21 protein-coding genes are annotated in these 25,488 nt (G+C 39.7%); 9 read left to right on the top strand and 12 right to left on the bottom strand.

The features are described 5' to 3' along the window. Positions 1-25: 25 nt before the first annotated feature. Entirely contained in the window at positions 26-1,264 is a 1,239-nt protein-coding gene (locus F1644_RS10935; RefSeq protein ID WP_087421333.1) for an OmpA family protein, read from the top strand. A gap of 54 nt (positions 1,265-1,318) precedes the next feature. On the opposite strand, the gene F1644_RS10930 is transcribed toward F1644_RS10935, so the two are convergent. Then, entirely contained in the window at positions 1,319-2,248 is a 930-nt protein-coding gene (locus F1644_RS10930; protein WP_087421334.1) for a bifunctional riboflavin kinase/FAD synthetase, read from the bottom strand. Between the two features lie 366 nt (positions 2,249-2,614). On the opposite strand from F1644_RS10930, the gene F1644_RS10925 reads away from it, so the two are divergent. Both F1644_RS10925 and F1644_RS10920 read left to right on the top strand, forming a co-directional pair. Beyond that, a complete protein-coding gene (locus F1644_RS10925) occupies positions 2,615-5,224 on the top strand; it encodes a carboxypeptidase-like regulatory domain-containing protein (protein ID WP_087421335.1) in 2,610 nt (869 codons plus the stop codon). Between the two features lie 97 nt (positions 5,225-5,321). Then, positions 5,322-6,563, top strand: a complete 1,242-nt coding sequence (locus tag F1644_RS10920) for an OmpA family protein (protein ID WP_168044069.1) — start codon at positions 5,322-5,324, stop codon at positions 6,561-6,563. Between the two features lie 106 nt (positions 6,564-6,669). On the opposite strand, the gene F1644_RS10915 is transcribed toward F1644_RS10920, so the two are convergent. The 9 genes from F1644_RS10915 to F1644_RS10875 all read right to left on the bottom strand — a co-directional run bounded on the left by F1644_RS10915 (position 6,670) and on the right by F1644_RS10875 (position 16,562). Further along, positions 6,670-7,908: a DcaP family trimeric outer membrane transporter gene (locus F1644_RS10915; protein WP_168044071.1), complete on the bottom strand. Its 1,239-nt coding sequence runs from the start codon at positions 7,906-7,908 to the stop codon at positions 6,670-6,672. Between the two features lie 158 nt (positions 7,909-8,066). Then, positions 8,067-9,623: a glycine--tRNA ligase gene (locus F1644_RS10910; RefSeq protein WP_027201976.1), complete on the bottom strand. Its 1,557-nt coding sequence runs from the start codon at positions 9,621-9,623 to the stop codon at positions 8,067-8,069. A 79-nt stretch (positions 9,624-9,702) separates the two neighbouring features. Further along, on the bottom strand, positions 9,703-11,397 hold the full coding sequence (locus F1644_RS10905) for a Na/Pi cotransporter family protein (protein WP_027201975.1): 1,695 nt from the start codon (positions 11,395-11,397) through the stop codon (positions 9,703-9,705). A gap of 106 nt (positions 11,398-11,503) precedes the next feature. Next, on the bottom strand, positions 11,504-13,138 hold the full coding sequence (gene groL / locus F1644_RS10900; RefSeq protein ID WP_027201974.1) for a chaperonin GroEL: 1,635 nt from the start codon (positions 13,136-13,138) through the stop codon (positions 11,504-11,506). A 76-nt stretch (positions 13,139-13,214) separates the two neighbouring features. Next, positions 13,215-13,484 carry a co-chaperone GroES gene (locus F1644_RS10895; protein ID WP_027201973.1) on the bottom strand — a complete coding sequence of 90 codons (270 nt, stop codon included), beginning with the start codon at positions 13,482-13,484 and terminating at the stop codon, positions 13,215-13,217. A gap of 147 nt (positions 13,485-13,631) precedes the next feature. Continuing rightward, positions 13,632-14,009, bottom strand: coding sequence for a preprotein translocase subunit SecG (gene secG / locus F1644_RS10890; protein WP_027201972.1), 378 nt, complete (start codon positions 14,007-14,009; stop codon positions 13,632-13,634). A 2-nt stretch (positions 14,010-14,011) separates the two neighbouring features. Further along, positions 14,012-14,722, bottom strand: coding sequence for a hypothetical protein (locus tag F1644_RS10885; protein WP_051465935.1), 711 nt, complete (start codon positions 14,720-14,722; stop codon positions 14,012-14,014). Positions 14,723-14,725: 3 nt separating this feature from the next. Further along, a complete protein-coding gene (locus F1644_RS10880; RefSeq protein ID WP_027201971.1) occupies positions 14,726-15,244 on the bottom strand; it encodes an LptE family protein in 519 nt (172 codons plus the stop codon). An 85-nt stretch (positions 15,245-15,329) separates the two neighbouring features. Continuing rightward, complete coding sequence (locus F1644_RS10875; protein ID WP_027201970.1) at positions 15,330-16,562, bottom strand: sigma-54 interaction domain-containing protein; 1,233 nt, start codon at positions 16,560-16,562, stop codon at positions 15,330-15,332. Positions 16,563-16,985: 423 nt separating this feature from the next. Here F1644_RS10875 and F1644_RS10870 point away from each other — a divergent pair, with 423 nt between their 5' ends. From F1644_RS10870 to F1644_RS10850, 5 genes are all read left to right on the top strand, one after another. Then, positions 16,986-17,537, top strand: a complete 552-nt coding sequence (locus F1644_RS10870; RefSeq protein WP_034502697.1) for an RNA polymerase sigma-70 factor — start codon at positions 16,986-16,988, stop codon at positions 17,535-17,537. Between the two features lie 266 nt (positions 17,538-17,803). Continuing rightward, positions 17,804-18,961, top strand: coding sequence for a FecR family protein (locus F1644_RS10865; protein WP_051465934.1), 1,158 nt, complete (start codon positions 17,804-17,806; stop codon positions 18,959-18,961). A 301-nt stretch (positions 18,962-19,262) separates the two neighbouring features. Beyond that, a complete protein-coding gene (locus F1644_RS10860; protein WP_057281936.1) occupies positions 19,263-20,171 on the top strand; it encodes an IS1595-like element ISBbi1 family transposase in 909 nt (302 codons plus the stop codon). Positions 20,172-20,240: 69 nt separating this feature from the next. Beyond that, positions 20,241-20,786 (top strand): BRCT domain-containing protein, encoded by a 546-nt coding sequence (locus F1644_RS10855; RefSeq protein WP_005807148.1) that lies wholly within the window; start codon positions 20,241-20,243, stop codon positions 20,784-20,786. A 220-nt stretch (positions 20,787-21,006) separates the two neighbouring features. Continuing rightward, positions 21,007-21,831, top strand: coding sequence for a class D beta-lactamase OXA-347 (locus F1644_RS10850; protein ID WP_004295324.1), 825 nt, complete (start codon positions 21,007-21,009; stop codon positions 21,829-21,831). 202 nt (positions 21,832-22,033) lie between these two features. Here the strand turns inward: F1644_RS10850 and erm(F) are convergent, their stop codons facing one another. Next, positions 22,034-22,834 carry a 23S rRNA (adenine(2058)-N(6))-methyltransferase Erm(F) gene (erm(F), locus tag F1644_RS10845; RefSeq protein ID WP_004295323.1) on the bottom strand — a complete coding sequence of 267 codons (801 nt, stop codon included), beginning with the start codon at positions 22,832-22,834 and terminating at the stop codon, positions 22,034-22,036. Positions 22,835-23,084: 250 nt separating this feature from the next. Here erm(F) and F1644_RS10840 point away from each other — a divergent pair, with 250 nt between their 5' ends. Then, entirely contained in the window at positions 23,085-23,948 is an 864-nt protein-coding gene (locus F1644_RS10840; protein WP_003013318.1) for an aminoglycoside 6-adenylyltransferase AadS, read from the top strand. A 200-nt stretch (positions 23,949-24,148) separates the two neighbouring features. On the opposite strand, the gene ere(D) is transcribed toward F1644_RS10840, so the two are convergent. Then, on the bottom strand, positions 24,149-25,375 hold the full coding sequence (gene ere(D), locus F1644_RS10835) for an EreD family erythromycin esterase (RefSeq protein WP_009040233.1): 1,227 nt from the start codon (positions 25,373-25,375) through the stop codon (positions 24,149-24,151). Positions 25,376-25,488 lie beyond the last annotated feature (113 nt).

Raw genomic sequence — 25,488 nt, 5'->3', positions numbered from 1 at the left:
AATCTGAATACTATATAAATTAGGTATGAAAAAATTATTATTGCCTTTTTGTCTTCTAATGTTGCTTTTCTCTTTATCAGTGCAGGCACAAAAGAAACAAGTATACAATGATTTTTCCCGTTGGAGTTTGGGGGTTAACGGGGGAATTTCAGCTTTCCGGGGAGACATGATCTCTTTTTCGGCGGATAAAACTTATATCGGGGTGCAAGGAGGTTTGCAACTGGGGTACCAGTTTACCCCGACTTTCGGTTTGTCCTTGACGGCCGACATGGGTCAAGGAAAGGGAAGTGCCAAGAAATGGGAGAAAGCGTTTAAGATTTACCCGAACGGGGAATCTTATTATGGCACGGACCCAGCGACTGGTTTCGCTTATTATAACGATATTTACACCAAGATCAAGTATTTCACGTTAGGCCTCCACGGTGATTTTAATGTAAACAATTTTTTCGGGAAGAAAGAACTACGCCGTTGGACCGTGTTGTTAAGTCCGGCGATTTACTTGCAAAAGTTCTCGCCCAAGTTATACAGGAAGGGAGATGACAAGCGTTTTGACACTTCTTCCACGCTGGATAATGACGTGAACTTAGGATTGGGAGGAGATATCGCCTTGCGCTATCGCGCGAGCAAGCACATTGATTTGCAATTGAAATCCGGGGTGGCTTGGATCGCGAATAATAACTTTGACGGTGTAGCAACTTGTTGCACGAGCAAGTACAATTGGCTGGCAAACCTCTCGGTTGGAGTAGTCTGGAAAATTGGTAACAACAAGAAGAAAGAGAACCTGATGTACGCCACCGCTCGTTCCGTGGCCCCGGTAATACTTCCCGTGAAAGAGACGACTTGCCCGGTGGTGAAGGAAGAGCAAAAGCCAGTTGTCAAACAAGAGGAGAAAACGGTAGAGAACGTTGTGAAGGTGGAGACTGCGGAGAAAACATTCCCGGTGTTACCAACGGTCCATTTCAAACGTAACTCAGCGATCATCGACACGGTTCGTTACGCCAATGAACTCTCTCGCATCGTGGAGGCATTGAAAGAGTTCCCGGGGGTGAAGGTTGATATTCGTGGTTACACGGATCACACAGGGACAGATCGTGTCAACTTGCCGTTATCCTTGAAACGGGCAGAGGCCTTGAAGACTTACCTCATGAGCAAGGGAATCCCCGCTGATCGGATGAGTACGTTCGGAGAGGGTAAAGATATATCCGTGGATCAAAAAGATATTTACACGGAAAAAGCCCGTAAGGTTGAAGTGAAAAAACACTAAGCCTCTCTATATGATCACAGGAAAAGCCACTTTGTATTCAAGGTGGCTTTTATTTTACGATTTCAATAGCTTGAGAATTTTTTCCTGGTCTTTTTGTAACTGAGCTCGTAATTCTTCAATATCGTTGAATTTACGTTCTCCCCGAACGCGGTCGATGAAATTTATCGTGATGGTTTTTCCATATAAGTCTCGATTGAAATCGAAGATATACACTTCGCAGGAAACTTGCCCATCGTTGCTGACCGTGGGGCGGATTCCGATATTGAGCATCCCGTTGAAGATTTCTTGTTCGATGATTACTTTTACGGCATACACGCCTATAGCTGGTAATAATTTTCGTTCGTCGGAAACTTGAATATTTGCTGTCGGGAAACCGATTTTGTGGCCTAAATGGTGCCCATAAACTACTTCTCCCGTGATAGAATAAGGATAGCCGAGGAAACGATTTACTGTAGTAATATCTCCCACAGCTAAAGCATTCCGGATTTTCGTGGAACTGACATTCACATCATCTTCTTCAAAAACGACTTCTTTTTCAAGGAAAAAACCGTATTCGTTCGCTAGTTCCTGTAAGTTTTCAAAATTTCCGGCTCGGTCTTTCCCGAATCGATGGTCATAACCCACGACAAGCCCTTTAATTTTTAGTTTGTCAATAAGAATCTTTTTCACGAAATCATTATAGGATTGCTGGGCGAATTCAAGTGTGAATTTCAAGATAATCAAATGATCAACGCCATATTTTTCCAGAATGGTAATCTTCTCTTCCAGTGTTGTTAAGATTCCTATTTTTTGTTCCCGAGGATAAAGCACTTCTCTCGGGTGGGGTTCAAAGCTGATAATGACGGATTCCCCATCAATACTGGACGCTTTCTCTTTTAGATGTTGTATCACGCAAGCATGACCTAAATGTACACCGTCAAAACTTCCAATCGTGACGACGGGGCATTTGATCTCTATATTTTCAACTCCGTAGTGAACCTTCATTTCTAGTCGTTTGAATAGTTAAGGGCAAAAATAATACAAATAACTGAATTATGGGGCTAAATAAACTCTAATCCCTGTATATATATTTATCGACAAATAATATAGGGTTGATAATGAGAGTGTATGGCCAAGTAGCCTCGACTGAGACAGAGCGATCTAAGCGAACATAATATTCTATATATCAATAAGTTGTAAATATTATTAAACGAACGTTTATTGATCGTTGAAATTGTTAAAAATGGAGGTGTAATATTAAATAGATATTTATAAAAATATACATTTATATAAAGCAGATATTTTAATGAGAAAAGTTACGTTTTAAGGTGACTTGATATTTTTTAATTACCAATATAATTCTTTTTAAGTATGAACAAAAAACGGAATTTTGCAAAAATGGCACTTTTAAGTGCTTTACTTTGTGGTCTTGCAAGTCCAACATTCGTCGGTTGTAAGGATTACGATGACGATATAAAAGATTTGCAGGAACAGATTGATGCTAATAAATCAGCTGCAACTCAAGAGTTATCAAAGGCCATTTCAGAACAGATTACGGCTTTAGAAAATAAATTAAATACGGCGATTGCAGATAAGGCTGATAAAGGTGTGATCGAGGGTCTTCAAACCGACATTAACAATTTGAAAAATTTACAGAGCCGTGTAGAGAAATTGGAATCAGAGGCGGAAAACTACTTGAAAGCTGGAGCTTTGGATAATTATCTTCAAAAAGGTGATATTGAGGGGTTCTTGAATGAAGATGCATTAGCAAAGTATTTGTCTGATCACAATTACTTGACTTCCGCGGATTTGGAAGGCATTCCGACAGAAACAATTATTAAAGGATGGATCACGAGTGAATTGACCGAAATTCAAGATTTAATTGATGGAATTAATGAATCGCTTGAAGGTATAGATTTGCCGGTGTTAACTGAAGATGTTACTACTTTGAAAGAACAGATGGAAGAAATGTTGAAAGAAGATGGAACATTTGCTCAGTTAAATGCTAAAATTGAGGCATTCGAAAATACGATCTCGGGGATCCTTTCTCCCGATGGTAATACGAATATTTCTTTCATAAGAAGTAAAGCCCTTGCTGCGGATGTCGTTTGGGGATATGGAGATATTAAAGAATCTCTTTCCAAAGGTGCTGTATTGAGTTTAGGTGATGCAGAATTCCCTGTAATCATTAATCCGACAAGTGTAAAGACAGATAAATTCCAATTTGCATTAGTTACTGCTGATGGGAAAGAGTTCCCGTGTACTATTGGTGTTTTGCCTACCTGGGAGATTAAGGGGGATGATGCTTTTGCTTCACGGGCAGCAGAGCCAGAGAAAGTTATCAACAAGGATATTTTCACGGTTTCAGCTTTGTGTAGTTCAGATACGAAGGTGGGCGATTACAAATTAGCCTTAAAAGCTACTCCTAAAGTTGAAAATGGGAAGTCGGTTTATTCAATGTATAGCTTTATTGTTAAAGTTAAGAATTCTGACGAATTAACGGGTATATCTGTTGATAAGAAAATTAAAATGTATCTTGGAATAGAAGAAGATATTAATGAATTTGCAACATTTGCTTTTAAAGAAAATGGTTCTTTGGCTTTTGAAGACGCTTCATCTTTACTTTATAAAGGGCAAGGATATATTATGATCGACGAGACAGATGAGTTTACAAAATCCTGTTTAGCAAATGGTAATATCGATCAACAAGCTTTGTATGAAGGGAAAATTCTTGTTAATGAGACTGTTGAGAATGTCCCTATGGAGATCGATGGTAAATCTTTGAAATTCGTATATTATGCGATGGATTGGAATGGAACAAAAATGGTGCCTGCAAAGTTTGAGGCAGAGTTCCATACTCAGATGTACAGCAAGGATGTTACTTTTGCTGATCAAAAGATTACGATTATGCAAGAGAATGGTAATACTCTAGATAATGCTTTAGAGTTTGATGCTATTTTAGGTAAGGTAATGACTGCTAAGCAGCTTGAATTATGGAAAACTCATGCAACTAATCTGAAAGGAACTGTTACTGATGCCAAAGGAACTGTTGTTACAGGTGCAGAAGTTGTAATTACGGGTAAAACTTCTTTCAATATTACGGCAACATCGGATGTTAAACCTGGAAATTATAATGTTACAATTAAGTTTGAGGATGATAGAACTGGAGAAGAAGGGCTGTTTATAATTACTGGTAAGTTAACCGTTGACGCATTTACAATTACACCGAATTTGGCTGATGGGTATTGGGTTAATAACGTTTTGACAATTCCTGGTGTATTTACAAATGCTACGACTCCATTTGACTTAAGTGTTAAAATGAATGATGCGTTCATCATTACGGCTCCGGAGGGAATGACCGTGACCAAAGAGTACGCATTAGTTCGTGAGGATATAACAGATGAATATATCGAGATTGATGGTGACAAGATTACTTGGAAGAAGAATCTTGCTAAGGAGAACTTGATCGGTAAAGAACTTGAGTTTATAGTAACGGTTAAGAATGGTTCTGTCGTATTAGCAAAAGAAACTTACAAATTGAAATTTGTTAATCCTTTAAGTGCAAAAGTTGAACAGAATGAGGTAAAACATACACTTGCTAATGATAGAAACTCTACGGCTAAATCAACATTTGATTTAAATAAATTGTTGTCATTTAAAGATGTGCAAACTGTAACGAATGAATTATTTGGACTTAGTGGCGATGGAAGTAAGGAAAAACCCTATGCATCGACAGGCGATTTTACTAGTTTGGCATATGATGTTTACGGTTTAGAGAAGTCTAATGTTAAGTTTGAAGTTATTGGGGAAAATAACACGAATCTTGTTCTTGATGAGGAGACGGGTGAAGTGACTTGGACAAATGTTACTGGAGCTGAGTTCAATGGTGTCACCGTGAACTTCAAGGTTACAATTACCCATAATTATGGAACTTCAACTGGAAATATCTCAGTTACGATTAAAGAAAAAGAGGTAAAATAATAATGGATTTCAATATTCATTATTGATTGCAACCAGGAGAATGGGGGTGTCTGATTCCAGGCACCCCTTTCTAATCAATTATTTAAAATGTATAGGTATGAGAAAAATAGTGTTCTCTTTTTGTTTTCTGATGGTTACTTCTTTTCTGGTAGCGCAGAACCAAACGAAACAAGTGTACAATGACTTTTCCCGCTGGAGCTTGGGATTGAACGGGGGCATATCCATTTTCCGTGGGGACATGGTTTCTTTCTCCGCTGATAAAACTTACCTGGGAGGACAAGGTGGTTTACAACTGGGTTACCAGTTAACCCCGACTTTTGGTTTGTCCTTGACAGCCGATATGGGACAGGGGAAAGGGAGTGCCAAGAAATGGGAGAAAGAGTTCAAGATTTACCCGACGGGGGAGTCTTACTACGGGACGCTGCCGGAAGAGGGTTTCGCTTATTATAATGACGTTTATTCCAAGGTGAAGTATTTCACTATCGGGTTACACGGTGATTTTAACGTGAACAATTTTTTCGGGAAGAAAGAACTACGCCGTTGGACCGTGTTATTAAGCCCGGCGGTTTACCTGCAAAAGTTCTCGCCCAAGTTATACAAGAAAGAGGACGACAAGCGTTTTGACGCCTCTTCCACGCTGGATAATGACATGAATTTGGGATTGGGAGGAGATATCGCCTTACGCTATCGCGCGAGCAAGCATATCGATTTACAATTGAAATCCGGTGTTACCTGGATCGTTAACAACAATTTTGACGGTGTTGCCACTTGTTGTTCCAGTAAATACAACTGGTTGGCGAACTTGTCGGTCGGGGTGGTTTGGAAGATGGGTAACAACAAGAAGAAGGAGAACTTGATGTATGCCCCCGCTCGTTCCGTGCCCCCGGTAACGCTCCCGGTAAAAGAGGAGACACGCCCGGTGGTGAAGGAAGAGCGGAAACCCGTTGTGAAGGAGGAGAAAAAGCCGGTAGAGAACGTTGTGAAGGTGGAGACCTCTGCAAAGACTTTCCCGGTATTACCGACAATTCACTTTCAACGTAACTTGGCGGTTATCGACACGGTTCGTTTCGCCGGTGAACTTTCCCGTATCGTGGAAGCATTGAAGGAATTCCCGGGGGTGAAGGTTGATATTCGTGGTTACACGGACCACACGGGAACGGATCGAATCAATCTACCGTTATCCTTGAAACGTGCAGAGGCGTTGAAATCTTACCTGGTTGGTAAAGGGGTTTCAGCCGACCGGATGAGCACGTTTGGAGAGGGTAAGGATATGTCGGTGGATCAAAAGGATATTTACACGGAAAAGGCTCGTAAAGTTGAAGTGAAGAAACACGAGTAAATGGGATTGAGGACGACAAATCTGACAATATAAAAAAGGGATTATTCCAAAATAATGGATAATCCCTTTTCCGATTAAAATATATTCGTACTTCTTGGTGCTGATTTTAGAACCGGTATTGTATCATCGTGTTGATACGGCTGGCGTTACCGTAATCTTTGTTGAAGTCATTCCGGCGACCGAACACGTACTCTATGGCGCAAGAACCGTATTCACTGAAATCCCAGAACAGGTTGGCGGCGGCGTATTGTGCGTATTTGTATGATGTCGTGGGCATCCCGTAGCGATCAAGGACCCGGGCGTAGCTGTACATGATGTTTGATGTCAGTACCTTGCTCCAGTTGTGAGAGAATCCGATGTAGCCACCCCATGCGCCAAAAGCTTTCAATTTCCCTTCTGCCGTGGCATTGGGAACGAGGTCAAGCCCCGTACCGGAAATGTCCTGTATGTAATTGGAGATTCCTTTCCCGTATACTCCTTGGAAACAGAGGGATGTATTTTGGGCAAATTGCCAGATACCGCTCAACGAGGCTCCCCAACCGGTAACGATCCGGTCTTTATCCTCAATTTCATCTTTATAATACATATTTCTCAACACGGCTCCCGCTTGCAGGTGACTCCCGTTTTTGAAACTGTACTTCACGTTGACCGGGATGTCCGGAATTCGTTGGTTGATGTACTTGGTAAATTCTCCTTCCGTGTAGGATGGCTCCACGTACTCCAATGCCAAGGATGCTTCCAGCTTGTCAGTAAAATCATACGTGTAACGAATCTGCGGCTGGCGTAATGCCACCTCGCTGGAAGGACCTTCCTCGTCCACCGTGGCCGGGCCTGCGGCAATATCACAGAATGTACTCCATGTCTTACCGATCGTGAAGCCTTTAAATTTGATAAAGGCTTGTCTTAGAATTGGGGTGCTCTGGTTACCCTCGAATTCCATTTCCATGTAGGTGACCAGTCTACCGACATCCGTGTCCCCGACTAATTTGAAGAATAGGCGGGACTGCCCGACAGAAATACCATATCTACCCCCGGATTGTTCTCCTTTAAGAGCAATGGTGTTTGTGGTAAAATAATTGTCATTGGGAACTCCGTTAAAATCGTAAATCCCCTGTACTTGCACGAATCCCCCCACACCGAAAACGAAGTTTTTATTTTTGTTGAAAAACACGAATCTTGGAGATGCTGGGTCATTGAATGATAGCGGGAAAGCCTCTTTCATCATTTTGTAGAAGTTGTCCGCGTCATTTTTTTCCGAGACGGAAGTCACGTTGACTTGTGCTCGTACCCCCGTGTAGAATCCACAAGAAATGGCTATCAACAATAGCAATGTCAATTTTTTCATAGCGTTACAAATTAATTGGTTAATTTAGTAACACTATATACGGGGAAGGAAAAGTAAAAGTTAAGGAGATAGTGGATTTTATGATTTTTAGATGAAGTGATTCCCGATTCTGTGATTTAAAAGGATCATAAATCGCAGAATCGGAAATCGCTCCAGCATTATATTTTGACTTCTTTTAGAATTTCCCGAAGATCTGTCTTTTTTCTCAGGATATCATGTAATTGGTCTATGGCCACGCGTTCTTGTTCCATGGTGTCCCTGTAACGGATGGTGACTGCGTTATCTTCCAGAGTTTGGTGGTCAATAGTAATACAGAATGGGGTACCGATGGCATCTTGGCGGCGATAGCGTTTACCGATAGAGTCTTTCTCATCGTACTGGCATCTGAAGTCTAGTCTCAACAATTTCATGATCTCCTCTGCTTTCTCGGGTAGCCCGTCTTTCTTCACAAGTGGCATCACGGCTAACTTGATCGGAGCCAAGGCTGGGGGTAATTTTAATACAACCCGTGAATCTTTCGATCCGTCTTCTTTTTCGATTTCTTCTTCCGTGTAGGCAGCAGAAAGAATTTGTAGGAACATCCGATCCACACCGATTGATGTTTCGATCACGTAAGGTACGTATGATTCGTTTAACTCGGGATCGAAGTATTGTATTTTCTTCCCGGAGAACTCTTGGTGACGTTTCAGGTCAAAGTCCGTGCGGGAATGGATTCCTTCCACCTCTTTAAAGCCGAATGGGAAACGGAATTCTATGTCTGTGGCTGCATTTGCGTAATGCGCCAGTTTCTCATGATCGTGGAATCGGTATTTCTCCGGTCCGAATCCCAGCGCTTGATGCCAGCTCATACGAGTCTCTTTCCATTTCTTGAACCAGTCGAGTTCACTACCGGGGCGTACGAAAAATTGCATTTCCATTTGCTCGAATTCACGCATACGGAAGATGAATTGACGTGCCACGATCTCGTTACGGAAAGCTTTACCGATCTGGGCGATCCCGAAAGGAATTTTCATACGTCCGGACTTTTGGACGTTTAGGAAGTTCACGAAAATACCTTGTGCCGTTTCGGGACGCAGGTATATCTTACTGGCACCTTCGGCCGTGGACCCCATTTCCGTGGAGAACATCAAGTTAAATTGGCGTACTTCCGTCCAGTTGCTGGTTCCGGAAATCGGGCAAACAATCTTGTTGTCAACGATAATCTGGCGAAGTTCAACCAAGTCGTTATCATTCAAAGCCTTTGCCATTCTGGCAGTAAGTTCTTCCTTTTTCCGAATATTTTCCAGTACTTGCGGGTTTGTCTGGCGATATAATGCTTCATCAAACTTTTCCCCGAATCTCTTTTTTGCCTTGGCAACATCTTTTTCGATTTTGTCGTCATATTTGGCAATATGATCCTCGATCAGTACGTCTGCCCGGTATCTCTTTTTTGAATCTTTATTATCAATCAACGGGTCGTTGAAAGCATCCACGTGTCCGGAGGCTTTCCAGATAGTTGGGTGCATGAAAATGGCGGAATCCAATCCTACCACATTCTCGTGTAGCAGCACCATAGAGTCCCACCAGTATTTTTTGATATTATTTTTCAGTTCAACCCCGTATTGTCCGTAATCGTACACTGCTGCCAGCCCGTCATATATCTCTGATGACTGGAACACGTACCCGTATTCTTTACAGTGTGCTACCAGCTTTTTAAAAATATCTTCTTGTGCCATGTTATATGTATAAGTTAAAAACTAAAAGCTAAAGACTAAAAGTTGAAAGCTGAATGTTTCATTTTCAATTTTCAATTCATTAATTGTCTGTCCCGATTTCCTTGATTGCCTCGGTCACGTTAATCGCATAATCCCCGATCTTCTCGCATTCGAAGAAAATGTCACTGTATATAATACCCGTGGCATAATCATATTTCTTTTCCTCGATTGCAGTCAAGTGTTCCTGTTGCAGGATCGTCCGGTAATCATTGATTGTTTGCTCTACTTCGTAAGCTTTCTTTGCCTTCACTTCCTTGTATTCAATCGTGAGGTTTGCACACATAACTACGAGAGCCTCGTCCACGATAGCCATCATGTGTTGTAACTTCTCGTCGATAAATTCGGGGAATTCCACGTTTTGTTCATTCCGACGTCCAACAGCTTTGGCAACGTTCAATGACGAGTCTGCGATACTTTCGATTTCCGATACGATCTTGAACATAGCTCTGACCCGTTGCGAGTTTTCCGTGGATAATTTGGATTCCGATACTTTCGTCAGGTAGTCTGCAATTTCTACTTCCACCACGTCACTCTCGTCTTCCAGTTTGTCGATTTTATTGAATTTCTTTTCGAATTCTTTCGTGGGAGTATGCAGACATTCCACTACTTGGCGATACATATCTAACGTATTCTTCGCATAGTGAGAAATCTCTTGTTTTGCTTGGAACAAGGATGCGTCCGGGGTAGATAATAACCCGATTTTAATATGTTTCAACGTGAAGGCATCGTCTGCCGATTCTTTAGATTTGATAATATGGGTAACGAGGTTTGCAATGATCTTGGTAAACCAGATCAAAATAAGCACATTGGCCACGTTAAAGCAAGTGTGGAACAGCGATAGCGCTACCGGAACCGAACCTACGCTTGTAAACGGATCTCCAATTCCCAAGTAAATACTCAATTGTGCCACCCAGCCTAAAAAGAACGGGAATATGGCTAAAACCCATGCAACCCCGAAGAGGTTGAATAGGAAATGAGCGAAAGCGGCTCTTTTGGCAGTAGTGTTGGCAACCATGGCGGCGAGGTTCGCCGTGATCGTGGTTCCGATGTTTTCTCCCAAGACCATGGAAGCTGCGATGTCGAACCCGATCCAGCCGTTAGCACACATGACCAGCGTCAGGGCCATCGTGGCAGATGATGATTGTATCAGTATGGTCAGCGCTGTCCCGATAAGCATGAATAGGATGTAGGAACCGTAGCCTAAATCCGTGTAATTATGTAGAAAATTCAGAATTTCAGGATTTTCTTGAATGTTCGGCATGTTTTCCTGCAGGAAATTCAGACCGATAAATAAAAGTCCGAATCCGATAATCAATTCCCCCCAGCTCTTGCGCATCCGTTTTGCCGAGAAAAGCAAGGGGAGACTTAATCCGATCAAGGGGAGGGAAAGACTTACCATGCTGATCTTGAATCCCAGGATGGAGATGAGCCATGCCGTGAACGTGGTTCCCACGTTGGCTCCCATGATGACCCCGATAGAACCGATAAGGTCAAGTAAGCCGGCATTAACAAAACTGACAACCATCACTGTGGTGGCTGAAGAACTTTGGATGATGGTGGTGATTAACAAACCTGTAATCACACCTTTCACGCGATTGGATGTCATTGCGGCGAGGATGGTCCTCATTTTATTACCCGCCACCTTTTGCAGGGCTTCACTCATCATCTTCATACCGAAGAGGAACACACCCAATGATCCGATCAACTGCAAGAAATCGAGAATCGTGTAATTCATAAAATCGTGTTATTGTAATAAATTGAATTTGCGGTCGTAAAGGTATATAAAGTAAATAAAAAAAAGCCCCGAAAAGGGGCTTTTTTTTATCTAAATTCCTCGATGATTACATCATTCCCGGCATTCCTCCTCCCATCGGCGGCATGGCAGGAGCAGGATTTTCTTGTTTTTCCTCTACTAACACGCATTCGGTGGTCAAGAACATTCCGGCGATAGAAGCGGCGTTCTCCAAGGCAACTCTTGTTACTTTCTTCGGATCTATAACTCCGGTCTTCATCAAGTTTTCGTAAACACCTGTACGAGCGTTATAACCGAAATCTTTCTTACCTTCTTTTACTTTGTTTACAACCACAGCTCCTTCTACTCCGGCGTTAGCGGCAATCTGACGAAGCGGTTCTTCGATAGCACGTTTAATGATTTCGATACCGGTGGTTTCGTCCTCATTTTCGCCTTTCAATTTTTCAAGGCTTTCGATAGCACGGATGTAGGCTACACCACCTCCGGGAACGATTCCTTCTTCGATGGCTGCACGGGTTGCGCTTAAAGCATCGTCGATGCGGTCTTTCTTCTCTTTCATTTCAATTTCAGAAGCGGCACCCACGTAAAGTACGGCAACTCCTCCGGCTAATTTAGCCAGTCTTTCCTGTAATTTTTCTTTGTCGTAATCAGAAGTAGAGTGCTCGATCAATTTCTTGATTTGATTTACGCGTTCTGCAATAGCTTCTTTTGAACCGCAGCCGTTAACGATCGTGGTGTTCTCTTTGTCGATAGTTACCTTGTCTGCACATCCTAACATATCGATCGTGGCAGTCTCCAGTTTCAAACCTTTTTCTTCAGAGATAACAACACCACCTGTCAATATGGCAATGTCTTCCAACATTTCTTTTCTACGGTCTCCGAATCCGGGAGCTTTTACAGCGGCAATCTTCAAAGAACCTCTCAAACGGTTTACAACCAAGGTAGCTAAAGCTTCGCTTTCAACATCTTCCGCAATGATTACCAAAGCACGTCCGGCTTGAGCAACCGGTTCCAGCAACGGAAGAAGTTCTTTCATCGTGGAAACTTTCTTGTCATAAAGCAGGATGTAAGGTTTCTCGAATTCTGCGTTCATTTTCTCCGTGTCAGTTACGAAATAGGGAGAAATATAACCGCGGTCAAATTGCATACCTTCAACCACTTTCACTTCTGTTTCGGTACCTTTAGCCTCTTCTACCGTGATAACACCTTCCTTGGTAACTTTTTCCATGGCTTCGGCAATTAATGAACCGATGTTGTCATCACCGTTGGCAGAGATACGGGCAACTTGACGAATTTTATCGTAATTTTCCCCAACTGCTTCTTTTTGAGCTTCCAAGCTTTTTACAACTTCAGCAACAGCTTTGTCGATACCTCTTTTCAGATCCATCGGGTTTGCACCGGCAGTTACGTTTTTCAATCCCACGCTAATAATGGATTGAGCTAAAATGGTTGCGGTTGTGGTTCCGTCTCCTGCGTCATCACCGGTCTTGGATGCCACTTCTTTTACCATTTGTGCCCCGATGTTTGCATACGGGTCAGAGAGTTCGATCTCTTTTGCCACGGAAACACCATCTTTAGTAATGTGCGGGGCACCGAATTTTTTCTCGATTACCACGTTACGTCCTTTGGGGCCAAGCGTTACTTTCACTGCATTAGCCAATTCGTCAACACCCTTTTTCAATAAATCGCGGGCTTCAACATTAAATTTTATCTCTTTTGCCATAACCGTTTCTAATTTTAGATTTTAAATTTTAGATTGAAAATTGGATAACTTGAAATTCATTTTCAATTTTCAATGATTAAAGAACCACCAGAATGTCTGATTGATTCATTACCAGATACTTTTTGTCGTCGATATTGACTTCTGTTCCTGAATATTTACCGAATAGAACGGCATCTCCCACTTTGATTTCCATCGGCTCGTCGTGTTTGCCTTTTCCGGTTGCTACTACGATTCCTTTTTGTGGTTTTTCTTTTGCGGAATCAGGGATGATGATACCTGATGCGGTTTTAGTTTCTGCCTCTACCGGCTCTACAATGATTTTGTTAAGAACTGTCTTAAGTGCCATAATTCTTAATATTTAAAAGTTTATTATTAATTAATTCTTTCTTTTTAATTGAAAATTACGTTTGGAGAAGAGCATAATTCGTGCCAAACAAAAAAATGTCAGTATGACTGACATACTGACATTTTCTTGTGTCGATTCTAGGAATCGTTATTCTTGTTCTTGTGAAGTCGTGTTATTCTCTTCACCCGTTGTCGTGGTCGTGTTGTTATTGTTCATCGTTCCGAAATCGGGGATTGCCTGTGTTCCCGGAGCGGCAGTATTAATTTGCTCTTGAATAGCAGATTTTTTCCCGGCTTGTTCACCTCTGGGGAGTACCATTGCGGATACAATACATAAAACAAGCATCGCCCCAGCTAATGTCCATGTCGCTTTTTCCAAGAAATCGGTTGTCTTTCTTACACCCATGATTTGGTTTGAAGAAGCAAAGGAAGAAGATAAACCACCGCCTTTTGAGTTTTGCACCAATACGATCAATATAAGTAGAGCGCAAACAATAAAGATCAAAATAGAAATAGCTATGTACATAATTAGTTCTTATTATTATTAATTTTCTCTTTTATTTTTTCAATCTGAACTGCAAAGTAAACACTTTTTTCCGGATATTTCAAACTTAATTTTAGATAAGTTGCAATGGCCTTGTCATATAGTTGCTGGCGGACGTATATTTTTGCCAGGGTTTCGGAAAAAAATTCGGGTTTCTCTCCCGTGACAGGTTCCGTAACGACTGGTATGTCCGGGTTTTCCTCCGTGATCTTGGGCATGGAGGGTTCTTCTTGGATAAATTTATCAATAAGGGAGTCTTTTCGTTCCTCTTTTTGTTTTTTACGTGACAACCATTCATTTGCGATGGCATCTATTGGTAGGAATTCCTCCTCCGGGAACTCGTTTTCAAGTTGGTAGAACGTGGTTGCGGGAACGACTTTCTTCTCCTCTTCCCCGTCTTCCAGCAATTCGATCGCAACAGGTTCCGGTTTGAACACCGGATTCCCGATCTCGTTCCAATCCGATAATAAATTGTTCAGGAAACGATAAAATTGTTTGTGATTGGGAATGTAAATCGTATTATGCTTTAATTTCTCGGGGTAGGCCGAGTGGCCCGAATCGTGTAACATTTTCAAGTACACGGTTCGTGCCGTGGCGAAATAAGGGAATTGTTCTATGAGAAACTCCATGTTCCGGATGTCTTCTCCCTCTTTTCGTCCCGAACGTATAATATCAATTAATTCTTCCGGTTTCAACGTTTACCAGTTTGTTAAGGCCTTGTTATAAATATCTTCGATAATCTTTTCCGTGATTTTCTTTATCAAGTCAGGTTCGATGGACTCGTAATTCTCGTCAATCCCGTAATCTTCATAATGCGAGAATGATGTGTCGAAATCCGATTTCCCTGATTCATCTTTTGTGTTCGTGTATTTCACCCGGATCGTGATTGTCAATCGGTTCTTGGCAGCGATTTCATCGGCCGTGATGTCAACCGGAGTTTGTGCGAATCCGGTAATCTGTCCCTCAAAACGGATATCCCCGTCATTATCTGTCAATTCGGTCAGGTTTGTTCGCGAGCGTAAATAACTTTTCAGTGCTTCTGTGAAATCCGCTCCTAGGTTCGGGGCAAAAGCGGTTTTATTTGAGAAATAATCTACCGAAAATGTTTTTTCTCCATTTTGTAACGACACGCCTGAAAACGAGTAACTAATACTTTGTAGTTTACACCCGTTAAAGGCAAAAGCCAGTAGTAATATAGGTATAATTTTCTTGATCATGTGTATTTTATCTTGATATGCGCGCAGTTCTATTTGTGTCAGACAAAGATAATTTTAATTTGCAGAAATTCGTCTCTTCGTGTTTTCAAATTTCAATATCATACTCTTTTAATTTCCGGTATAGTGTCCTCTCTGATATTCCGAGGTCCTGTGCGGCCAGTTTTCGTTTGCCGTGGTTTTTTTCCAAGGCTTTCACGATCATTTCTTTTTCTTTCTCTTCCAGTGAGAGGGATTCTTCCACGACAGCTTCCGTATCCTCGATATGATTATTCTTCTCTACGGTGATTGTCTTTTGCGGGGCTTGTCCTAGGAATTCCGATTGCGGGGTTTCATACAAGTTCCGGAGAACGATAGAGGTTGAAGGTTCCGGTTCGGGCTTTATCGTATGTTCTTTTTGCATGATGTCGTACACGAGGTGTTTCAAATCGTTCATGTCTTTTTTCATGTCAAAAAGTATTTTGTACAGGATTTCTCGTTCCGTGGCGAAACTATGATCGCTTTCCGGGTTAGATGTTAATGCCGGGAGCGTATTGTTTTGTACCGGAAGATACTCTTTTAGTCTTAGGGCATCCACCGTTCTTTCCTGTTCGAGAATGGAGATTTGTTCCGTGATATTTTTCAATTCACGCACGTTTCCCGGCCACCGGTAGTTTTCGAGTATTTGCACGGCGTCCTCGGTAAGCCGGATAGGAGGCATACGGTATTTCTCGGCGAAGTCTGCTGCGAATTTTCGAAACAGGAGAGATATGTCTTCTTTCCGCTCTCGTAATGCCGGAATCGAGATGGGAATCGTGTTGATCCGGTAATAAAGGTCTTCCCTAAACTTCCCATTTTTGACGGCCGCTGGCAGATCCACGTTCGTGGCGGCAATTACCCGCACGTTCGTTTTTTGTACTTTCGACGAGCCAACCCGGATAAACTCTCCGGCCTCAAGTACGCGTAACAATTTCGCCTGCGTGGATAGCGGTAATTCCCCTACTTCATCTAGGAAAATCGTTCCCCCGTCACTAACCTCGAAGTAACCTTTCCGGTCAGCAAGCGCTCCCGTGAATGATCCTTTTTCATGACCGAATAATTCGGAGTCAATGGTCCCTTCTGGAATTCCCCCGCAGTTAACGGCGATGTACTGTGCATGTTTACGGGCACTGAAACTATGGATGATTCGAGGAAAAATTTCTTTTCCTACACCACTCTCACCTGTGATAAGCACGGTAAAATCCGTGGGTGCCACTTGTACGGCTTTTTCTATTGCCCGGTTTAGCTTGATGTCGTTCCCGATAATTTCGAAACGTTGTTTAATCGTTCTGATGTCCTCCATGTGATTTGCAATTTATGAATTCTTTGTCCTTGATATTTGGCATGGAATGTGAAAAAGAATCCAATCCTCAATACTCATCTGCAAATTTAGCAGTTTTAGCTGACAAAATAGCATAACGGGGGAAATAAAATTGCAAAGAGTATATATTGGGTTGGGAGAAAATGAATGAAAAAAATAAAATTATTTGTCAGTTAATTTGTTTGTTTTTGGATGATTATAAGGGTGTTGCGATTTGAGAATTTGTAATTTATGATTGTAAAATAAATTCTTTATATTTGCGCAATAAATGACGTTTTATGACAGACAAAAACTCAAGGAAATATTGATTTTAGATCTTTATATATAAAACATAAAGCGTTGATTTACAAATAGCAATAAGTTTGATAAAAATTTATAAAACGAGAATCATTTAACGTTCATTTTATGATAGAAGAGGCTTCTATAAATGTAAATGGTCTAATGAAAGGTGATGAAAATGCTTTTCAAGCACTTTTTATAGACTATTATTCTGTATTAGTCTCTTTTGCAATGAAATATCTTGAAGATCAAGAAACGGCTGAAGATATAGTGCAAGATGTATTCGTGAAGATATGGGAAACTCGGGAAAAGTTGGGAGGGATTGATAATTTGTCCGCTTATCTGTACCAGATGGTTCGTTTTAGAAGTTTTAATTATTTACGTGCGGAGAAAGTTCGTCAAGATGCCACGAAGTTTTTTACCGAGGAACTGGAGGAGACCGAGGTGAATGAATATATCAAAAACGAAACTTTCCGAATTGTCATGCAAACCTTAGAAGATTTACCACCTGGAAGTAGAAATGTGTTTTCTCGAGCAATACAAGGTTATTCTGCCAAGGAGATCGCTGATGAATTGGGAATTGCCGTGGAGACCGTGAAAAAGCAAAAACAAGTGGCCCGGAGAATTTTGAAAGAAAAATTGGGGAATCTGTTCTCTCTTTTTTTTCTTGTGGGATGAATTAAGGGTGAGCATTCCTTTGCTCGTCTCTTCTCTATCCTTGCCTATACTTACGAACATACCATGAACACGCCATGAACATAGCATATACATAATCGGGTGTACTTGTTATGTTGGTATTGTGTCAGAATTGTTATTGTGGTGGGGAGTAGGGATAGAGGAAGGGGGAGGATATGGAGGGGAGGTTGGAGGGAAAGATAATTTATTTCAAATGGTAATACCTCCTTTTTGATTTTGAAGTGTCATAATTAATATAAACAAGAAATATGAAAACATATAAAGAGATTCCGTCGCTTTTGTCAAAGGTTCTTTTGGGCACGCTTTCTGAAGAGGAGGCGCATGTTTTACGGCAATGGCGAGAGGAAAGTTCAGAGAATGAGCGGTTGTATGAAAGCGTGATGAATGCCGAGTACATGGTTCAAAAAAGCCGGGAAGTAGCAAATGTTGATATCGTGAATGGTTATATGAACGTAGTTCAGAAACGGAAACGTAATGCCAGAGTACGGCGAATTCATCGAATTGTAAGTATTGCGGCAGGAGTCGTTCTTCCGTTATTGGCGGTAGTTTTGTGGTATGGAGCAAGGCAGAAGCTGGGTGATGTACCGGAACAGGTGACAAGTGTCATCCGACATGGAGAAGTGAAAGCCGAATTGGTATTGGCGGATGGAACAACCCGGATTTTGAGTTCAAGGGTAACCGATTCGTTGTTTGTTCAGCAAGGGGTAAGTATTGTTGTCCAGAATCAAGGAGTAAGTTATCAAGGGGATTCGTCCGTTGTGGAAGAACGTTACAATATATTACGGGTTCCTCGTGGGGGAGAGTATTCAATTACGTTGAGCGATGGAACCATTGTGTATTTGAATTCGGAGTCAGAACTTCGGTATCCTGTAAACTTCGTGGGTAGAGACCGTCGGGTTTATTTGTCTGGGGAGGCTTATTTCGATGTGACACAAAATAAGGAACATCCTTTTATCGTAGAGATGAAGAATTCGGTGGTAAGGGTGTTGGGGACGAGTTTTGATGTGAGGGCTTATGCGGATGAGGATGAGGTTTTGACGACTTTGGTACAAGGAGTTGTTCGGTTTTCTGCCGGGAAAGAATCCGTTGTGTTAGAACCGGGCAAACAAGCTATACTGGACAAATTAGGGCAGATTGAAACGAGAGAAGTGGATACCTATTTGTACACGGCTTGGAAAGAGGGTGTTTTTGCTTTTAAAAAACAACGATTGGAAGAGATCATGAAAGTAGTTGCCCGTTGGTATGATGTGAATGTATTTTGGGAGAACATTTCTCAAAAGGAGGTGACATTTACAGGAAAAATGAAACGGTATGATGATTTTTCCAAAGTGGTGGAAATGCTTGAGATGACGGGTAACACGGAATTTGTGGTTAGAGAAAATAATATTTTTATTCGAGAAAAATAGAGTTTTATATACCTCCTTTTTCTTTTTGAAGTGTCATCATGATGTAAGGCGATAAAAAAGGCTTACGAGAGAGAAATGAAAAAGACAGGATATTGGCCGTATCCCGTCTTTCGAACTCCGGAAAACCGGAATTGTTTCATTAAATATTGACAAATGTATGAAAAAAAAATGGATGCATGATCTTTCTTGGCGAGAAAGGTTGTGGAAAACGTGCTTAATTATGAAATTTTTAGTATTGCTTCTGATTCTCCGCAAACACACCTAATATTTTTAGTATATTAGCGCTCAAAAAGCAGGGATTATGAACATATTCAGTTTTACGGCTCATTTCGGTTCGGAGGAAGATTGTCGTTTGCATTTCAAGGAGCAGCGTGATAAGGAAGGGGTTGTCTGCAAGCGATGCGGGGGCACTTCCCATTATTGGTTACAGGGTAAATGGAGTTATGAATGCAAAGGTTGCCGTTTCCGCACCTCGTTGCGCAGCGGTACGAACATGGAGAGCTCCAAGCTGCCGTTTCTGGTGTGGTACAAAACGATGTTCCTGATGAGTTGCACAAAAAAGGGATTCTCCACCAACGAACTCCAGAAGCAATTAGGATTGAAGCGTTACGAACCGGTATGGGCGATGGTACACAAACTCCGCAGGGCGATGGGCAACCGGGATGCAAGGTATACACTGGAAGGGATGATAGAACTGGATGAGGGTTACTTTTCGGTGGCCAGTAAGGAAATCGAGCGAGGCAAGGGTACACGTGGCCGGGGAGCCGAGGGAAAGCAGAACGTTGCGGTGATGGCCGAAAGCACCCCGTTGGAAGATATCGAAACGGGCAAAAAGGAGAAGCATGTGCGTTATTTCAAGGCCAGGGTACTGGATAGCCATCAAAGTGAAGGAATCAACGGCGTGGTCAGGGACTGCATGGAGGATGATGCCATCGTATTTTCGGACAAAAGCACTTCTTACGTTGACATCTCCGATCTGGTGGAATTGCACGTCACCGAGAAATCAGACGCCAAAACCACCAAGGAAACACTCAAATGGGTGCATATCGCAATCAGTAATGCAAAACGGACATTGCTGGGCAACTACCATAAAATCAAAAGGAAATACTTACAGTTGTATCTCAACGAGTTTATTTACAAATTAAACAGACGGTATTTTGGAGACAAACTCTTTGACAGACTAGTAATTGCGAATATAACAGGTGCATAAACGGATAATCAGAAAAATCTATATGAACATTATAATTTAAAACCATATGTCATAAGTTATATTGACACAATGTTATTTGCAGATAAACTTGGGATGCCTAAAAAAATAAAAGATTTAGCAGAGAGTTTGGACTTAGAAGTAACAAATCATCACGACCCAGAATTCGATGCAAAACTTTGTGCTTTAATATTTGGCGAATTGACTGACAAGTATCCAAGTTATCAAGAACTAATAAGAAAAATTGATGACCAGCCTAAAACAAATAATAATTATTTCAATCAACCAAGTGAAGATGTTTTAGAAGAAAATGAAGAGCATTTATCAAATTATCAAATAACTCAAAACGAACTTGAAAACATTGATTTAATAGGAAAAGGAATAGTTATTACGGGCAACTTTTCAATAGAAAGAGAAGAAATAAAAACTTTTCTAATGAAAATTGGTGGACAAATAAAATCAGGAATAACAGGTAAAGTAGATTTTGTTTTTGCAGGTGAAGATTGTGGTTGGTCAAAAATCCAAAAAATAAACGACTTAAACCAATCAAAAAAAGCAAACATTAGAATTTTAAACGAAGCTGACTTAAATTATCTTATCAAAAAATACGGCATATAACATCGCATTGGCAAAATGGCGGGTTAAGTGCCAAACTCAACTTTTGTGCATTTTATTCCGCCGAATGTGTTCCACATTCAGCTTTTTTTAATAATTTAGCTTCTGTGGAAACACATCGGCTACGTCACTGCTAAATTGAACTTTTTGTCCAATTTATCCGCCACTTCGCCAATGCGTTTCCCGTTAGTGGCAACAAAAACAAACGATAATTAGACAATAAATGAAAAATATTTTATTTGTAGTTTTTATTTCAATGATATTTTTATTTGTTTGCTGTAACACAACAACGAATAAAAACATAATTGAAACAGAAATTTCTGATTTTGACAAAATTTTAGATAGTTTTCAAGTAAATGGTTCAATTCTAATTTATGATAACGACAAGAATACTTTTTACTCAAATGACTTTGATTGGGCTAAAAACGGAAAATTACCTGCATCAACATTCAAAATTCCAAATTCTATAATTGCTGTTGAATTAGGCATTATTGAAAATGATACAACTATTTTAAAATGGAATGGCGAGCAGAGAAAAATGGATATTTGGGAAAAAGATTTATCATTTAAAGATGCTTTTAGAATTTCCTGTGTTCCTTGCTATCAGGAAATTGCAAGGAAAATCGGAACAATTAAAATGAAAGAATATTTAGAAAAATTTGAGTATAAAAATATGATTTTTGACAGTTTAACGATTGACAATTTTTGGCTTGAAGGAAATTCAAAAATATCTCAAAAACAACAAATCGACTTTTTAAGGAAATTCTATTTTTCAAAATTTCCAATTTCTGATAGGACAATAAAGATTGTCAAAAATATTATGGAAATTGAGCGAACTGAAAATTACATTTTAAGCGGTAAGACTGGATTAAGTTCGATAGAAGAAAAATATAATGGTTGGTTTGTTGGTTATGTTGAAACAAAATCTAATGTTTATTTTTTTGCAACAAATGTAATTCCGACAGACGGATTGAATGTTGATGATTTTATTTCATCGAGAATTAATGTAACAAAAAATGCGTTAAAGCAAATGAATATAATGAAATGATAAATGCCACTAACATATGGTAGCCGATAATTGCCGGCTTTCGTGCCAACTTGATACTTTGGTGCTTTTAACGAACCGAAGTGCTAAATTGATACGAAAGTGCTGTAAATCCGGCAACTACGGCTACCATTTTTCGTTATGCGGCAGCTTAAAAGACGACACCAAACCAGAAAAATCATCTTGACAACCACCCGACTTTGAACTACGAAGGATGAAATTTTTCAGGGACAACTTCCAGCATTTCCAAAAAACAGTTTACCCATTGACTTGGAGACAAACAAACAATTTGAGCATTAAGGTTTAAACCGAATTTTTCCGAAATTGACCTGACCTGACTTTTCCTGAAAATCGACTTTAAAGCTGTTTTTACAGATAAATCAGGTTTCTCTAACAGACAGGAAATAAATGCTAAGTATTTGGCTTTAAACTTAAAATCAAAAAATAACTGTTTTCTTTTAATGTTTAACAGGGCTGATTTGACAGTTGGCGGTGGAAAGAAACTTTCAGGACCTACCTCATAGACAAGTTTCAAATCAAAAAAAGTATGATAGAAAACGGTATATGGATTGTAAAGCTTCCTCGAAAATAACTTTTGTGTAGGTTCTAACTGAAGGACAATGGAACCTCCCAGAAAATTTCCAAGACTCTCAAACATCAGGATTTTGAAAATATCGGAAGTAATGCCATAAGGAATATTTGACACCACTTTGAAAGGAAATTTCGGAACTGCAAAATTCCTAAAATCACAACCGACAACTTGAACATTTCGGGCATCAGAAAATAATTTTCGTAAATGTTCAACCAAAGCTGTGTCGTTTTCAATAGCAACAACATTGTTGGCGATTTTTAATAAATGAACAGTAAGAAACCCCTTGCCTGCCCCAATATCTAAAACCGTATCCTGATTACTTATATTTGCTTGTCTTATTGCATCTTTTATTAGCACTTTATCAATAGTAAAGTGCTGACCCGTAAAACGAACGGGCAATTTCTTTTTTGTCATTAGTAACTTCTTACAGGTGAATACTTGACTGCAAATTTAGTAACTTTGCTTGACAAATTAACGAGAAAGAAGAGAAAATGAAAACCGACCGCATAACATCACCTATACGCAAGCAGGGGTTTCGTGCTTCGTAGGACAGTTAAGTGGTAAATTTAAAGTTCAGTTCTTCGTAGGAAGTTCAGTGGTTAAAATCCCTGCCTGCGTATAGCTGAGAACCGTTGTACGACATAGTAAAACCGAACCAAACAAAATGAAAGTCAGAGAAGAAAAGTTAAGAACAATTATAGAATGGTCGGAGAAAAACGAAGATGTAAGAGTTCTTCTTCTGACAAGTTCACTTGTAAATCCTTTAGCACTTGTTGACGAATTTAGTGATTTAGACATTGAATTTGTTTTTGAGGATAATACAAATTACATTTCAGACAAAAGCTGGACGCTTAAATTCGGAAATCCAATTGCTATGATTGAAGAAGACGAAAGTTGTTTTAACCATAAACACGCAATGAAAATGCTACTTTATGAAGACGGTGTGAAAGTAGATTTTAAACTTTACAGCAAATCAAAATTTATAAAGGAAACGCAAGAGAAAGAATTACCAGAAGATTGGGATATTGGTTATAAAATTTTAATTGATAAAGATGGTATTACAAAGCAAATGCTGAAACCAACTTATCAAATTTCCATTATCAAAAAACCGTCTGAAAAAGAGTTTCAAAATCTAATAAACGATTTTTGGTGGGACACAACTTACGTGGCAAAGTGTCTTGTGAGAGATGAAATATTCTATGCGAAATTTATGTCGGAAACCGTTATTCGCACAGAATATTTAATTCCTTTAATTGAATGGCACATTGCAAGTGAACACAATTGGAACATAACGACCAATAAATATGGACGGCTTTTCAAAAAGTATCTTAACCAGGAAATGTGGGCTAAAACAGAACAAACATTTTCAGGGAGCGATATAAAGGAAAATTGGACTGCTCTATTTTCAATGACTGATTTAGTTTCAGAAATAGGAACTGAATTGTCAAAAAAATTAGAGTACAAATACCCGGATAAATTAGAAAATGACATACGAAAATATTTAGCTGGACTAAAACCCAAAACATAACTACGTCGTACAACATCGTATTGGCAATAGGCGGGCTGAACGGCTTCGTATCAACGGAAGTGCAAAATTCAACTTCTGTTCTTCGATTAAAGTTCAGTGCTAAAAATCCCGCCCATCGCCAATACGCGGCACGTTATGTGAAAGAATAAAACGGCACCTCCAAAAAGAAAGTGCCGTTTCGAAATTAAATTTATAAATTCTCAATCCACTACTTCTGAAACAGTTGATTTTTCTATTAGAAAAATTCCGTCAAAAGCTTCTTCTATTTCAGTTTTTAGGCACATCGAATCAAATCGAATCTTATTACAATTTTTTAATTCCGTACTTCTGTTCATTAGTAAACAGCATTCTTTTCCTCCAAATTCTTGCATAATAAATTCAACAGAATCCGACTCTGGAAAATCAAGTGGAAATTTATCAACCCTAAAGCCAAATTGATAATCATTATCAGGATACAATGCCGCAGTTTCTCCACGTAGATTAGTTATTGCAAATGCTTTATATTTTTCTCCAAAAGTCATCGAAAGTCTTTGCCCCATTGGATAACAACTAATAAATCCATCAAAATCTACCGGAGTTTTTTGAATGTGAGCATTGTGGGCAACCAAAATAATCTTTTTACCAAGTGAATTTTTCAAAAACCAATCAATGCTTTCTGCCATATACTGGTCTTTTGCTCCCATATCTCCTTCAATTCCCCTTTCAGTAATGAAACTTTCCATAGCATCAGCATTATAATTCATATAAATCAAGCCTTTAACTTGATGAACTATCGATTGAAATTCTAAACTTTCTAATTTTGGTTGAAGAGTAATCAAACGAATGTAAACTTTTAATAGCAATGCTTTTAATTCATTATGTTCAGCTTCATCAAAAAGCGATAAATTTAACGCAAGCTGAGAAGTCGAATAGAAATCAAATTTCTCAGCAAGATTTAAAATCTTCTGTAAGACATCAGAAGAAACGATTGAAAGTCTTTGCAAATAATCAGATACAATACGAAAGTTTGGAAAATAAGAACCTCCATTTTTAGGAATATCCACACCTAAAAAGGTAATTTGATTATTATTGTCTTGATTATACCGACGAAGCCATAGCAAAGTATCTTTAAACTCATTTGGATAATAAAAGTGTGACAGTAACTTATCCAAATCGTCGAATGGAATTTGTGATTTTATCCACTTATCAACTTCTAATCCTTCAGAAAAACCAAACTCAAATGCCAAGGTGTCAAAATCACATTCAGTTACTAAAAACTCAATAACTTGATGCCTGAATGTAAAAAACTCTTTTATGAAATGTGCGTTTTCGCCTAAACCAACAATTGTAGAAGAATCAAAATATTCTCGAAATCGAAAAAGACTTTGTTTTATGGATGTATTATTTTCCGAATTAAACGGAAAAGTTAAGGGTTTTATATTTTTCATTATTACCTTATTTTAAATTAAAAATTAACGTACCAAATAGCAACCGTCTCAAAAAGACGATTTAATAATTTACTTTAATTTTTAATTACCAAGGCTTGCTGAAATACATAAAA

The sequence above is a fragment of the Butyricimonas paravirosa genome, from assembly GCF_032878955.1.
In the GTDB taxonomy this organism is placed as follows: Bacteria; Bacteroidota; Bacteroidia; order Bacteroidales; family Marinifilaceae; genus Butyricimonas; species Butyricimonas paravirosa.
Note: the sequence above shows the minus strand (reverse complement) of the source record. Positions and strands in the feature narration are given on the sequence as shown.